The organism is Acidovorax sp. LjRoot204 (assembly GCF_056175785.1).
In genome coordinates this window covers 1-14,020 of sequence record NZ_JBGFFF010000119.1, presented here as the reverse complement: position 1 = coordinate 14,020, position 14,020 = coordinate 1, and the positions used below count along the sequence as shown (strand labels likewise).

General features: G+C 63.5%; 13 protein-coding genes and 1 pseudogene. 7 read left to right on the top strand and 7 right to left on the bottom strand.

Annotated elements, in window-relative coordinates:
* The 5 genes and pseudogenes from AC04MI_RS18360 to AC04MI_RS18340 all read right to left on the bottom strand — a co-directional run.
* Nucleotides 1-108, bottom strand: a pseudogene (locus AC04MI_RS18360) (ABC transporter ATP-binding protein); the annotation flags it as partial.
* Nucleotides 109-110: 2 nt separating this feature from the next.
* Nucleotides 111-1,433 (bottom strand): branched-chain amino acid ABC transporter permease, encoded by a 1,323-nt coding sequence (locus AC04MI_RS18355; RefSeq protein WP_436077167.1) that lies wholly within the window; start codon nt 1,431-1,433, stop codon nt 111-113.
* A 4-nt stretch (nt 1,434-1,437) separates the two neighbouring features.
* Nucleotides 1,438-2,391, bottom strand: coding sequence for a branched-chain amino acid ABC transporter permease (locus AC04MI_RS18350; RefSeq protein ID WP_476498358.1), 954 nt, complete (start codon nt 2,389-2,391; stop codon nt 1,438-1,440).
* Nucleotides 2,392-2,474: 83 nt separating this feature from the next.
* A complete protein-coding gene (locus AC04MI_RS18345) occupies nt 2,475-3,707 on the bottom strand; it encodes a branched-chain amino acid ABC transporter substrate-binding protein (protein WP_476498357.1) in 1,233 nt (410 codons plus the stop codon).
* A gap of 187 nt (nt 3,708-3,894) precedes the next feature.
* A complete protein-coding gene (locus tag AC04MI_RS18340; protein ID WP_476498356.1) occupies nt 3,895-5,538 on the bottom strand; it encodes a 3-(methylthio)propionyl-CoA ligase in 1,644 nt (547 codons plus the stop codon).
* A gap of 288 nt (nt 5,539-5,826) precedes the next feature.
* On the opposite strand from AC04MI_RS18340, the gene AC04MI_RS18335 reads away from it, so the two are divergent.
* Nucleotides 5,827-6,513 carry a Crp/Fnr family transcriptional regulator gene (locus tag AC04MI_RS18335; protein ID WP_436077166.1) on the top strand — a complete coding sequence of 229 codons (687 nt, stop codon included), beginning with the start codon at nt 5,827-5,829 and terminating at the stop codon, nt 6,511-6,513.
* A gap of 46 nt (nt 6,514-6,559) precedes the next feature.
* Here AC04MI_RS18335 and AC04MI_RS18330 read toward each other — a convergent pair whose 3' ends face one another.
* Entirely contained in the window at nt 6,560-8,290 is a 1,731-nt protein-coding gene (locus tag AC04MI_RS18330) for a carboxylesterase/lipase family protein (protein ID WP_436077165.1), read from the bottom strand.
* 185 nt (nt 8,291-8,475) lie between these two features.
* Here AC04MI_RS18330 and AC04MI_RS18325 point away from each other — a divergent pair, with 185 nt between their 5' ends.
* From AC04MI_RS18325 to AC04MI_RS18300, 6 genes are all read left to right on the top strand, one after another.
* Complete coding sequence (locus AC04MI_RS18325; RefSeq protein WP_436077164.1) at nt 8,476-9,543, top strand: AraC family transcriptional regulator; 1,068 nt, start codon at nt 8,476-8,478, stop codon at nt 9,541-9,543.
* A gap of 79 nt (nt 9,544-9,622) precedes the next feature.
* Nucleotides 9,623-11,104 (top strand): protein adenylyltransferase SelO, encoded by a 1,482-nt coding sequence (locus AC04MI_RS18320; protein ID WP_436077163.1) that lies wholly within the window; start codon nt 9,623-9,625, stop codon nt 11,102-11,104.
* Complete coding sequence (gene msrB, locus AC04MI_RS18315) at nt 11,101-11,514, top strand: peptide-methionine (R)-S-oxide reductase MsrB (RefSeq protein WP_436077162.1); 414 nt, start codon at nt 11,101-11,103, stop codon at nt 11,512-11,514. Before AC04MI_RS18320 ends, msrB begins: the two co-directional genes overlap by 4 nt.
* Nucleotides 11,515-11,538: 24 nt before the next feature.
* Complete coding sequence (locus AC04MI_RS18310; RefSeq protein ID WP_056063543.1) at nt 11,539-12,078, top strand: septation protein A; 540 nt, start codon at nt 11,539-11,541, stop codon at nt 12,076-12,078.
* 15 nt (nt 12,079-12,093) lie between these two features.
* Nucleotides 12,094-12,354 carry a BolA family protein gene (locus AC04MI_RS18305; protein WP_056746271.1) on the top strand — a complete coding sequence of 87 codons (261 nt, stop codon included), beginning with the start codon at nt 12,094-12,096 and terminating at the stop codon, nt 12,352-12,354.
* Between the two features lie 66 nt (nt 12,355-12,420).
* A complete protein-coding gene (locus tag AC04MI_RS18300) occupies nt 12,421-13,206 on the top strand; it encodes a peptidylprolyl isomerase (protein WP_436077161.1) in 786 nt (261 codons plus the stop codon).
* Nucleotides 13,207-13,308: 102 nt separating this feature from the next.
* Here the strand turns inward: AC04MI_RS18300 and AC04MI_RS18295 are convergent.
* The coding region (locus AC04MI_RS18295) for a heparan-alpha-glucosaminide N-acetyltransferase (protein ID WP_476498355.1) at nt 13,309-14,020 on the bottom strand (712 nt) is incomplete at its 5' end.

Below are 14,020 nucleotides of genomic sequence, written 5' to 3'. Positions count from 1 at the left end.
CTCACCGGGCGCGACAGCCAAGTTGGCGCCGCGGATGATCTCGGTCTTGCCAAAGCTCTTGCGCAAGTCGCGCAGTTCGAGCGCATAGGTTGCGTTGTCAGCCGCCATGGTTACAAAGCCTCCCCGCGCTTGATTTCATGTTCTATTTCTTCCTGGATCCTGCTCCACTGGCGCACAAATTGGCGGCGGCAGAGTTCAAACAGGGCAAAGCCCGTCACCATCACAAACACCGCGCCAAACCAGCTGGTGAAACCCTTGGCATTGAGCGTGGCGCCCAGGAAGGTCAGCTCTGGCCCCAGCGCCGCATTGAGTTGCAGGTGGTAGGTCATCTCGATCATGCAGGCCGCGCCCATCACCCCCACTAGGGCAGTACCGCCCAGGGCCAGGTACGAGGTCCACAGCTGACGCAGCTTGCCAAACTTGGCCAGGCGCAGGTTCATCATGATCAGGCTGGCCACGCCGCCGGGCGCATACATCACCATGAACAGGAACACCAGGCCCAGGTACAGCAGCCAGGCCTTGGACAGCTCGGACAGCAGCACCGACGCCAGCACCAGCAACACCGCACCAATGATGGGACCGAAGAAGAACGTGGCCCCGCCCAGGAAGGTGAACAGCAGGTAGCCGCCCGAGCGCACCACGTTCAGGCTGTCGGCACCCGTCACGATCTCGAAGTTGATCGTGGCCAGGCCACCACCAATGCCGGCAAAGAAGCCCGCGATGATGAACGCGAAGTAGCGCACGCGCTGCGTGTTGTAGCCGATGAACTCCACACGCTCTGGGTTGTCGCGCACGGCGTTCAGGATGCGGCCCAGCGGTGTGCCGGTAAAGGCAAACATCGCCGCCGTGCATATGAAGCAGTACACGGCGATCAGGTAGTACACCTGGATCGCAGGACCGAAGGTGATGCCGAAGAACGACTGGCCGTACACGCGGTCGGTGGTGATGCCGCCTTCGCCCCCGAAGAACTCGGGGAACATCAGCGCCATCGAGGCCACCAGCTCGCCAATGCCCAGCGTGATCATGGCAAACGTGGTGCCCGACTTCTTGGTCGTGACAAAACCCAGCAAGATCGCGAAGAACGCCCCGGCCAGTCCGCCCACGATGGGTATGAGAACCAGGGGAATGCTGAAGCTGCCCTTGCCCGCCATGTTCATCGCATGGATGGCAATGAACGAGCCCAGGCCGGTGTACACCGCGTGGCCGAAGCTCAGCATGCCGCCCTGCCCCAGCAACATGTTGTACGACAGGCAGATGATGATGAGGTAGCCGATTTGCGAGAGCATGGTCAGCGCCAGGCTGCTGCGAAACAGCATGGGCGCGACGATCAGTGCGACAGCAAACAGCGTCCAGATCACAAAGCGCCCCACGTTCCAGGGCTTGAACCGGTAGTGCGACGTGGCACTGGAGACAGTATGAGTGGTTGAATTCATGGCGTCAGTCCTCCCGCGTGCCCAGCAGGCCCTTGGGGCGGAAGATCAGGATCAGCACGAGGAACAGGTACGGCAGGATGGGCGCCACCTGGGAAATCGTGAGCTTGAGCAAGGGGTAGCCRAAGGTCTGGTCGGTCACCGCCACACCCACGGCCTTGAAGACGTGGATCAGCGAGTAGTCCAGCGCCACGGCAAAGGTCTGTACCACGCCGATCAGCAGCGAAGCGATGAAAGCACCGGCGAGCGAGCCCATGCCGCCCACCACCACCACCACGAAGATGATGGAGCCCACAGACGCCGCCATCGCAGGCTCAGTCACATAGGTGTTGCCACCGATCACGCCCGCCAGGCCCGCSAGCGCGGCRCCGCCRCCRAACACCAGCATGAAGACRCGCGGCACGTTGTGGCCCAGCGCYTCSACCATKTCKGGGTRCTTGAGMGCCGCCTGGATCACCAGSCCGATGCGSGTGCGYGTGAGCAGCAGCCACACCGACAGCAGCATCAGCAGCGCCACCAGCATCACAAACGAACGCGATTTGGGAAACTGCGTGCCGTACAGCGAGAACAGCGGGCCCTGCAATTGCTCTGGCAGGCCGTAAGGCACCGTGGAGCGACCCCAGACCAGCTGCACGACTTCCAGAATCAGGTACGACAGCCCGAACGTGACCAGCAGCTCGGGCACATGGCCGAACTTGTGCACCCGGCGCAGGGCGTAGCGCTCGAACGCAGCCCCCAGCACAAACACCACAAGCGGTGCCAGCACCAGCGCAGGCCAAAAGCCCACCACTCCGGAGATGGTGAACGCGAAATAGGCACCCAGCATGTAGAAGCTGGTGTGTGCGAAGTTGAGCACGCCCATCATGCTGAAGATCAGCGTGAGGCCGGAACTCAGCATGAACAGCAGGAGCCCGTAGCTCACGCCGTTCAGCAAAGAGATCACGAAAAACTCAGGATTCATTGGAATTTTTCATCACGGAGGGAAAAAAAAGGCCCGAGTACGTCGGGCCTCGAAGTTCTGGCGCCGAAACGCCAGCGCCGGATTTAGGGGCGCTTCATCTGGCASGACGTGGGCGTGCTGGCCACGTAGGGCTCGTAGTACTTCAGCGGCACGAAGGTGTAGCCGGTGTTTTCCGAGTCGATGGGGTACTTGCCGCCGGCTTTTTCCCACTTGGAAATGAACAGGCCCTGYTGCAGCTGGTGGTCGGWCTTGCGCATYTCGACWTCRCCGTTGAAGCTCTTGAACTTCATGCCTTCMAWCGCKGCMGCCACCTTGACGGGSTCGGTSGACTTGGCCTTCACGAAACCTTCGGACAGCATGGTGAAGGCGTGGTACACGGCACCGGTGTACATGTCGTCGTTGAACTTCTTCTTGTAGTCCACAACGATCTTGTTGAGCTCGCCCGGCAGGTTCATGTGGGCGTAAGCCACCATGTACACGCGGCCTGCAGCGGCAGAGCCCATGGCAGTGGGGCTGCCGGTGACGGAGCCGTAGTAGGTGTAGAAGTTGACGTTGTTCAGGCCCGCGTCGTTAGCGGCCTTGATCAGCAGTGCCAGGTCAGAACCCCAGTTGCCGGTGATCACGCTGTCAGCGCCCGATGCCTTGATCTTGGCGATGTAGGGCGAGAAGTCGCGCACCTGGGCCAGGGGGTGCAGGTCGTCACCCACAAACTGCACGTCGGGGCGCTTGCGCTGCATCATCTCCTTGGCGAACTTGGAGACCTGGTGGCCGTGCGAGTAGTTCTGGTTGATCAGGTAGACCTTTTTGACCTCTGGCAGGTCCTTCATGTAGGTCGTCAGCGCTTCCATCTTCATGGAGGTGTCTGCATCCAGACGGAAGTGCCAGTAGCTGCACTTGCTGTTGGTGAGGTCTGGGTCCACGGCAGCGTAGTTCAGGAACAGGACTTCCTTGCCGGGATTGCGTGCGTTGTGCTTTTCGAGCGCATCCATGATGGCCAGTGCGGGACCAGAGCCGTTACCCTGCACCACGTAGCGCGCACCCTGGTCCATGGCCGAGCGCAGGGCGCTGGTGGTTTCCTGCGGGCTGAGTTTGTTGTCGATGCCGATGATTTCAAATTTGACGCCGGCAGGGTTCTTCTTGTTGAACTCTTCAGCGATGAACTGGAAGCTCTTGAGCTGGTTCGTTCCCACGGCCGCCATCAGGCCAGACAGGGGGTCGAGCCAGGCGATTTTGACCGTCTCGCCCTTTTGAGCGAAGGCCCCGCCAGCGCTTGCCAAGATTACCGAGGCTGCTACAGCCTTAATAGCGAACTTCATGCTTTTGTCTCCTTGTAAATCGACACAACGCAGCGTACCGCGTTGCAACAAAGCGATGCTCAGGGATTGCCCCTACCAGCGTCGCACACGTGACTGGCGCTGCGCTCCCCCGAGCGCGCACCAGCCTGGGGCAGTGCAAAAAATGGCGCTCGCAAGCGATGCGCGCACATGCATTGCCCCACCCTGATCACAGGCCGGGAAGCTTGTAATCCTTGAGCTGCTCACGCAGCTTGGTCTTGAGCATCTTGCCGGTGGCACCGAGCGGAATGGCATCGACAAACACCACGTCGTCAGGGATCTGCCACTTGGCCGTCTTGCCTTCGTAGAAGGCCAGCAGCGCTTCGCGCGTCACCTCTGCGCCAGGCCGCTTGACCACGGCCACGATGGGGCGCTCGTCCCACTTTGGATGCGGCATACCCACACACGCTGCCATGGCAATGGCGGGATGGGCCATCGCAATGTTCTCGATGTCGATGGAGCTGATCCATTCGCCACCGGACTTGATCACGTCCTTGCTGCGGTCGGTGATCTGCATGAAGCCGTCGGCGTCGATGGTGGCCACGTCACCCGTGGGGAACCAGCCSCKGCCCTGCGCGTCGCGCACCAGCGGGTCRCCGCCCTCGCCCTTGAAGTAGCTGCCCACGATCCAGGGGCCCTTGACCARCAGGTCGCCRTAGGYCTTGCCGTCCCAGGGCAGCTCSTTGCCGTYGCCRYCSACGATCTTCATGTCSACGCCRWAGATCGCRCGGCCCTGCTTTTGCAGGATCTTCATCTGCTCGTCCTTGGACATGACGAGGTGCTTGTTCTTGAGCGTGCACAGCGTTCCCAGCGGGCTCATCTCGGTCATGCCCCAGGCGTGCAGCACCTCCACACCGTAGTCTTCCTTGAAGGCGTGGATCATGGCGGGCGGGCAAGCCGATCCGCCGATCACCGTGCGGCGCAGTGTGGAGAACTTGAGGCCCGCAGGCTTCATGTGGCCCAGCATCATCTGCCACACGGTGGGCACGCCCGCCGCGTAGCTGACCTTCTCCGCTTCGATCAATTCGTAGATCGACTTGCCATCCATCGCCGGGCCGGGGAACACCAGCTTGCAGCCAGTGAGCGCGGCCGAGTACGGAATGCCCCAGGCRTTGACGTGGAACATSGGCACCACSGGCAGCACCGAGTCGCGSGCCGAGAGGCACATGACATCAGGCAGCGCCGCAGCATAGGCGTGCAGCGTGGTGGAGCGGTGGCTGTACAGCGCGGCCTTGGGGTTGCCTGTGGTGCCGCTGGTGTAGCACATGCTCGATGCAGAGTTCTCATCGAACTCAGGCCATGCGTAGTCCGAAGACTGCGCACCAATCCAGGCTTCGTAGCTGGTCAGGCCGGGGATGCCGGTGTCGGCCGGCAGCTTATCGGCATCGCACAGGGCGACCCATTTCTTGACGGTGGGGCATTTGGTGTGCACCGCCTGCACCAGGGGCAGGAAGGTGGTGTCAAAGCACATCACCTGGTCTTCTGCGTGGTTGATGATCCAGGCGATCTGGTCGGGGTGCAGGCGTGGATTGACGGTGTGCAGCACGCGGCCCGATCCGCTCACGCCGAAATACATCTCCATGTGGCGATAGCCGTTCCAGGCCAGCGTGGCCACCCGGTCGCTGAACTGGAGCTTCAGGTCATCCAGCGCGTTGGCCAGGCGGCGGGCACGTGCGGCGAGGTCGCGGTACGTGTAGCGATGGATGTCCCCCTCCACCCGTCGGGACACGATTTCGGCGTCGCCGTGGTGGCGCTCTGCGAATTCGATCAGCGACGAAATCAGCAACGGTTGACTCTGCATCAAGCCCAGCATGAATACTCCTTGGATGTTGTAGTGAATGGAACGGTCATCGTAGCGCGCGTATCGGCGTCCGGGTGTCGCCGGCGTCGTGCCCCCGCACGCCGCTGGGATGAACCCACACACGCCGCACCACCACACCGGCATGGCATCGGCGGCGGCATGGTTGCGCGGTCGCTGGCCTCCGTGAACCGCAGCGGAGTGTGCGCCCGGCGGGCATGGCTGCCAACACTTGTCGCCTCACTGACAAAGGGCAAGGGAATACCCTGAACCGCCGGCACCGCTGCAGCGACAATCGGGCCCATGCTTTGCGCTGCCCCTTCTGCCCAACGATTCATTGCCGCCCAGCCCTGGTTCGCGAGCCTGCCTACCGCCATGCAGGAGCGGCTGCGCGAAGAGGTGTTTGCCGAGCAGGCCGACAAGGGCGCGGTGATGATGCCCGCCGGCAGCGCCGTGCGGGGCTGGCATGCCGTGCTGTCGGGTCTGGTGATGCTGCAGAGCCCCACCAGCAAGGGCCGGTCGTCCGCCTTCATCGGCGTGCCTGACGGTGAATGGTTTGGCGAGGGCTCGGCCATGAAGCCCGAGCCCCGCCGGTACCACGTGGTGGCACTGCGCCCCACCACCCTGCTGTGCCTGCCCCTGCCGCTGTTTGCCACGCTGCGCGAGACCAGCCTGGCGTTCAACCAGTTCCTGGTGCTGCATCTGAACATGCGGCTGGGCCAGGCCATGACCATCATCGAAGCCGGTCGCACCCAGTCCACCGAGCACCGCGTGGCGCTGTACCTCAGCCGCCTGTTCTGGCGCAGCACCCGGCGGCTCAACCTCACGCAGGAAGAGCTGGGCCAGCTGGTCGGCCTCTCGCGGCAGACCGTGAACAAGGTGCTGCAGTCGCTGGAGGGCATGGGCATTGTGTCGCTGGACTTCGGGCGCGTGGCCATCGTGGACGACGAGGCGCTGAACGCATACCTCGCCGCCACGGCCGCGCACTGAACACCCGCATTCGGCCGGGGTCTGTTCGACATCTGCAGCGTGAGAGTCATTGCACGCTCAGGCGCACCGCCTTCTGGTCTGCATCAAAGATGAACTTGCGGGGCCAGGGCTGCCAGGTCTGGCCCAGCGTGGCGTTGTTGGGATCGCCGGTGTGCACAAAGGCGCGCAGGCTGTCCATCATGGCCCGCGACAGCGCCAGGCGCCCCGGCTGGTTGGCGGTGCTGTTGGTCGCCTTCGCAAACACCGAGGGACCGAAGTTGCCAAACACAAAGGGCAGGTCGAATGCATGGGCCGCGCCGTACACATCGTTCCATGGTGCGGGCTGCTGGGCCCAGTTGAACTGGTAGTTCCACACATTGCTCTGCTGGCTGCGCAGGGCGTTCAGCAGGTTGTCGCGGCTGGCGCCAATGAACACATTGCCCAGCAGCTGCGTGCGTGCGTTGTAGCCCGTGCCCGGGGCTGTCACCGGCAGGTAGGACGCATCCAGAATGTCCGCCGCAGTAAGGGTGGTGGGGGCATCAGGGTCGAAGCGCTGCATCATCGCAAAGCGCTCGGCATCGCCGATCTTCATGCCGGGCTTGCCGCCCAGCAGCACCAGGAACGGGGCAAACAGCTTGCCCTCCTCGGCCGTGTAGCCGGACAACACAGGCACTTTCTGATAGCGGCCCGCAGAAATCTCCGTGATCGGATCGGCCGGAACCACCACACCGTCCGGGATCGGGCCAGAACCTGTCAGCCCCTTTGCCAGCACCGTCTGCAAAACGACTCGCGCATCCTTGCCACGCAGGTAACTGGCCACCTGCGCGGGGGGCCAGCTGGCCACCAGGGCCTGGGCTTCGGGCAGGCCCGGTGCCAAGCCATCGGCCACGGCCAGATGCGCCAGCAACTGGCTGGCCTGTGTGGCGTAGCGGGAGACCGGGTTGAGCGTGGGTATGGACCCGGCGGGCAGGTTCGACGCCAAGGAGATCCCGCCGCTGACCGGTACCAATTTGTGGAAGAGCCCGGTGGCCTGCGGTGCGGTCAGTAGCGCCAAGGCATTGATGGCCCCCGCCGACTGCCCCATCAACGTGACGTTGCCCGCATTGCCGCCAAACCGAGCGATGTTGCCCTGGACGAACCGCAGCGCCTGCACGACGTCCAGCAGCGCGTAGTTGCCGGTATAGGTGCTGCCTCCGCTGCTTCCATTGCCGTTGTTGCCGGCATGCAGGGCGGGCAACTGCAGATACCCCAGCACATCCAGCCGGTAGTTGGCTGTGACCACGATGGCATTGGCCGACTTGGACAGCGCGGCGCCGTCGTACACCGGGTCGGCGGTGTAGCCCGATATGGCACTGCCCCCATGGATAAAGACCAGCACTGGCAGGTTGTCCTGCGCGGTGGCCGGACGCCAGATGTTGAGGGTCAGGCAGTCTTCGCTGCCCAGCGGGGTGTTCAGCGTCTGGCCAATCGTGTCGTCAAAACGGTTGTTGGCGCCCGGRCCGTAAATACGGCCCATCTGCAGGCACGCACTACCAAACCGGGTGGCGCTGCGCTCGCCCGTCCAGGCGGCGGGCTCTGCAGGCGGCTGCCAGCGCAGGGCCCCGACAGGGGGTTGTGCGTAGGGAACACCCTTCCAGGCATAAGTGCCGCTGGTGGTGCTGTCATCCGTGCCGCGCACCATGCCATAGCGGGTTTCGCGCAGTTCGGGCGGCGTACCGCCAGAACCACCACACGCCGTGGTCATCACAGCGGCCAGGCATGCTGCGCCCCAGCGCAGGCTCTTTGCAAAATAGGCCATGTTGTTTGTCTCCTTCGGGGTTTTCAGGAATGGGGCGGGCCTGCAGAACGCATCACACTCGCGCCTGGGACCGACCTCGGCGCCGATTGTGAAAACGCCCGGCCGACAACCCACTATCGCAACCACACCAAAACAGTGACTTCAGAACACCACCCGCGCGTAAACCCTGAGACTGGGGCCTGCCCATGAACCCACTGCCGCAGCGCACCAGCTCTGCCGCCTGGGTGCGCGGCATTGCGGAGCTGTTTGCAGCCGAAGGACTGCCGGTGCAAGCCCTGTGCGCGCAGGCCGACATCGACCTGGAGAGCCTGCAGCACCCCCACACCCGCGTGGATGTGGACCGCGTCAGCCGCTTGTGGGAGGCCGCAGCCCAGCACTACGATCGCCCGGGGCTGGGCCTGGACCGCCAGCTGGCCGCGCGCTACGGCAAGCTGGATCTGGTCGGCCACGCACTGGCCTCGGGGCCCAACCTTCTCGAAGGCTTCAGGCACCTGGACCGGCACATGGCGCTGATCTCGGACGCCACCACGTTCTCGATGGAGCGAGACCCACGCGGTTACTGGATGGTGCTCAACCACATCGGCGCCTCGCGCCCCATACCGCGACAGCGGGTGGAGTTTGCGGTGCTGACCCTGCTGACGCTGTGTGATTGGCTCACCCGGCGCGACCTCACGCCCCTGGCCTTGGAGCTGGTCACCCCAGCGCCAGCCGACGACACGCGACACCGCGCGGCATTTGGCGTACCACCCCGCTTTGGCCAGCCGGTGAACCGCTTTCTGATGGCCGAAGCCGACCTGCTGCAACCCATTCCCACCCACAACCCGAACCTGTGGGCGCTGCACGAACAACTGGTGGAGGCCGAGCTGGGGCAGTTGGGTCCGTTGGGCCAGTCGCTGGTCAGTGCCAAGGTGCGCACCGAGATATCGCGCATGCTGCACCTCGGTGAACCCCGGCGCGAGGACGTGGCTGCGCGCCTGCACCTCACCGATCGCACCTTGCAGCGCCGGCTGCAGGCAGAGTCGGTGAGTTTTCAGCAACTGCTGGACGACACCCGCAGCGAGCTGGCCCGCCAATACCTGGCCGACCCGCGCCGCAGCCTGGCCGAGGTGGCGGACCAGCTGGGTTTCAGCGACCAGAGCAACCTGTTTCGGGCCTGCAAGCGCTGGTTTGGCATGCCCCCAGGCCAATACCGCCAGCAGCTGCTGCAGCCTGCGTCAGGCCCGGCCTGCCTGACGGCGGCAGCGTTGTTGTAGCGGTCGCGGTGCAGGCTATCCCCGCCCTGCCATGGCCCTGTGGGCACCGGGGCATCCGGCCTGCGAGACAATCCAGCCCATGACCCTGACTGCCGACAGCGACGCCCACACCGACCTCGGCCTCGCCTGGAACCACCGCTTTGCCGCGCTGGGCACCGACTTTTTCACCGAACTGCGCCCCACCCCTCTGCCCACGCCCCATTGGGTAGGCACCAGCCCCGCCGTGGCGCAACTGCTCGGGCTGGATGAAGCCGCCTTGCGCAGCGATGAGGCCCTGCAGGCCTTCACCGGCAACCGCCTGCTGGCAGGCTCGCAACCCCTGGCCAGCGTGTACAGCGGACACCAGTTTGGCGTCTGGGCCGGTCAGCTGGGCGATGGGCGCGCCATCTTGCTCGGAGAGACGGCTACGGGGTGGGAAGTCCAGCTCAAGGGTGCAGGCCGCACGCCCTACTCTCGCATGGGCGATGGCCGTGCGGTATTGCGCTCCAGCATCCGCGAGTTTTTGTGCAGCGAAGCCATGCACGGACTGGGTGTGCCGACATCGCGCGCGCTGTGCATCACCGGCTCTCCCGCGCACGTCCGCCGCGAAGAAATCGAGACCGCTGCCGTCGTCACCCGCGTGGCACGCAGCTTTGTGCGTTTTGGTCATTTCGAGCACTTTGCTGCCAACGGCCAGGAGGCCGCGCTGCAAACGCTGGCCGACTACGCCATCGACCGCTACTACCCCGAATGCCGGGACAGCACCGACCTGGCTGGCAACCCGTACGCTGCCCTGCTGCAGGCCGTGAGCGAGCGCACCGCACGCCTCATGGCGCAATGGCAGGCGGTCGGCTTTTGCCATGGGGTGATGAACACCGACAACATGAGCATCCTGGGCCTGACGATTGACTACGGGCCGTTTCAGTTTCTCGACGCGTTTGTGCCCGGCCACGTGTGCAACCACAGCGACTCGCAAGGCCGTTACGCGTACAACCGCCAGCCCAACGTGGCGTACTGGAACCTGTTTTGCCTGGCGCAGGCGCTGCTGCCCCTGATCGGCCACCAGGACGTGGCCAAGCAGGCCCTGGAGTCTTACAAGACGGTTTTCCCCGAGGCCTTCATGGCCCGCATGCGCGCCAAGCTGGGGCTGCGGGAGGCCAGCGACGGCGATGGCGCGCTCATCGACGGCATCTTGCTGCTGCTGGCCCAGAACCGGGTGGACTACCCCATCTTCTGGCGCCGCCTGTCGCAAGCCGTGGGCACCCAAGACATGGAGCCCGTGCGCGACCTGTTTGCGGACCGTGCTGGCCTGGACCAATGGCTGCTACTATATTCAGAGCAATCAAGGCATATGGATGTAGCGCATCAAGCCGATTTGATGCTCAAAACCAATCCCAAGTTCGTGCTGCGCAACCACCTGGGCGAACAGGCCATTCGTGCGGCGAAACTTGGCGACTTCGGTGAACTCCAAACCCTGCAGCGGCTGCTRGAGCGCCCGTTTGACGAGCACCCGGGGCATGACGCCTACGCCGCCTTCCCGCCCGACTGGGCGTCTTCCATCGAGATCAGCTGTTCATCATGACCCATCCCATCCAGAAGACTGACGCCGAATGGCAAGCCGTGCTGCGCGAAAAAGGTGCAGAACCCGTGGCCTTCCAGGTCACGCGCCATGCCGCCACCGAGCGCCCCTTCACCGGCAAGTACGAAGCCCACTGGGCCGACGGCAGCTACCACTGCGTCTGCTGCGGCGCCAAGCTGTTTGACTCGGTCACCAAGTTTGACGCGGGCTGCGGCTGGCCCAGCTTTTCCGAAGCCATCCCCGGCGCCATCACCGAAATCGTGGACCGCAGCCATGGCATGGTCCGCACCGAAACGGTGTGTGCACAATGCGGGGCGCACCTGGGCCATGTGTTTGAAGATGGCCCAGCACCCGCCGGGTTGCGGTATTGCATGAACTCGGCCTCGCTGGACTTCGAGTCCGGCGACCACTGAAGCCCGGGACTCCTTGCTGACTCCATGAAAATTCTGATCGACTTTTTCCCCATCCTGCTGTTCTTCGGGGCCTACAAGTTCTACGGCATCTACGTAGGCACCGCCGTGCTCATGGCGGCCACGGCCTTGCAGATGGCCATCATCTACGCCATCGACCGGCGCCTGCAGACCATGCACAAGGTCACCCTGGTGCTGATCCTGCTGTTTGGCACGCTCACGCTGGTGCTGCAGGACGACCGGTTCATCAAATGGAAACCCACAGTGCTCTATGGCGCTATGTCGGTGGCCCTGGCGGTRGCGCTCTGGGCGCTSAARAAGAAYTTCCTCAAGATGCTGCTGGGCAGCCAGCTGGACTTGCCCGACGCCGTATGGCAGCGGCTGAACGTGGCCTGGATCATCTACTGCGCCTTCATGTCCGCCATCAACGCGTACGTGGTGATGAACTTCAGCACCGAAGCCTGGGTGGACTTCAAGTTGTGGGGCTATGCGTTTCCGCTGGTCTTCCTGGTGGCCCAGGGCATCTACATTGCGCCCCACCTCAAGGGCGACGAGCCCACCACCTGAACGAGTGTGAAGCCCATGAACTCCATCGCAGACCAGATGCACCAGACACTGGCCGACCGCCTCACCCCCAGCCACCTGGAGGTGCTGGACGAAAGCGCCGCCCACGCAGGCCATGCGGGTGCCAACGGCACGGGATTCGGCACCCATTTTCGGGTGCGAATTTCGTCACCTTTCTTTACAGGACGCTCCCGCGTGGCCCAACACCGCCTTGTGTATGATGCGCTGCAAGAATTTATTGACCAAGGCGTTCACGCCCTCGCCATTGAAGTTCTCTGAGCCGGCCTCAAGTCAACATCTGCCGGATTTCAGTCGGCAAACAACCCCTCATTTTTTGGATTCCGCATGAAGAAACAGCTCCTGTCCGGCCTCGTCGCCGCTGCCGTGCTGGGCACGTTGGCCCTGCCCGTTTCCGCCCAGAATGTCGCCATTGTTAACGGCAAGGCAGTTCCCAAGGAGCGCGTCGAAGCGCTCAAGCAGCAGGTCGAACGCTCGGGCCGCCCCGTGACGCCCGACATCGAAGGCCAGATCAAGGAAGAAGTCATTGCCCGTGAAATCTTCATGCAGGAAGCTCAAAGGCGCGGCCTGGAAACCTCGGCAGACTACAAGGCCCAGCTGGACCTGGCACGCCAGGCCATCCTGATTCGCGAACTGTTCGCCGACTTCCAGAAGACGAACCCCGTCACCGACGCTGAAATCCAGGCCGAATACGACAAGTTCGTGGCAGCCAACAGCGGCAAGGAATACAAGGCCCGCCACATCCTGGTGGAAAAGGAAGCCGACGCCAAGGCCATCATCGCGTCCATCAAGAAGGGCGCCAAGTTTGAAGACATCGCCAAGAAGCAATCCAAGGACCCAGGCTCCGGCGCAAAGGGCGGCGACCTCGACTGGGCCAACCCATCGAGCTACGTGAGCGAGTTCACCGAAGCGCTGGTCAAGCTCGAAAAGGGCAAGATGACAGAGACGCCCGTGAAGAGCCAGTTTGGCTGGCACATCATCCGCCTGGACGATGTGCGCCAGGCCGAGCTGCCCAAGCTCGAAGAAGTCAAGCCCCAAGTGGCGCAGCAACTGCAGCAGCAAAAGCTGGCCAAGTTCCAGGAAGACCTGCGCGCCAAGGCCAAGGTGGAATAAGCCACTCGGCCCCCCAGCCGTCATGGCCACAAAAAAACGCGACCTCGGTCGCGTTTTTTTATGGCTCGGCCTGTTTAGCAAGGCCAGACAGTTCGACGAGGCTCAGGTCCGCCCCATCAGCCACACCGCAGCCATCAGCAGGCCGATCATCACCGGTTGGTGGAGCATGTAGTAGCTCAGGCTCCATCGCCCCAGTGTCGCCAGAGGCCGCACCACCACGGGTAGCTGCCATTGCAACCAGCCCCTGCGCGCGCGCATGGCCCATTGACCTGCAGCGAGCCCCCACCAGAGCACACCCAACCATGGCAACACGGGCACATAGTCTTCCGTGAACGGTTTGCGGGATACCAACCCCAGCCAATTCAGGGCTCGCCCATTGAACCAGGGTGCGGCATCGGCCCATCCCCCCGCCAGAAGCTGCTGCGCAGCCCACGGCAAGGCCACCGCCACCAGTCCAGCCAGCCACAGCCAGCGCCCCCACCCTGCCGTACAGCGCGCAATGAGCAACATCACCGCCATGCCATGCAGCACACCGAAATAGATGAAGCTGGCCGGAAACATCACAAACGACCCCGCGGACACCAGCAGCGCACACCCGGCGATCTGCACCCAGCGGCGCCCAAACCGGTGCCAGCCCTGCCCCTGATGCAACGCAATGGCCTGGCCCAGTCCCGCGCAAAACAGGAAAAGACTCACGATGAAGGTGCGCTGCGTGGTCCAGAACGGATCCACGCGAAAGTTCTGTGACCACAAGCCGAAGTGGCTCAGATCAAAACAGAAGTGGAACACCGTCATCCACACCATGGCGACTCCC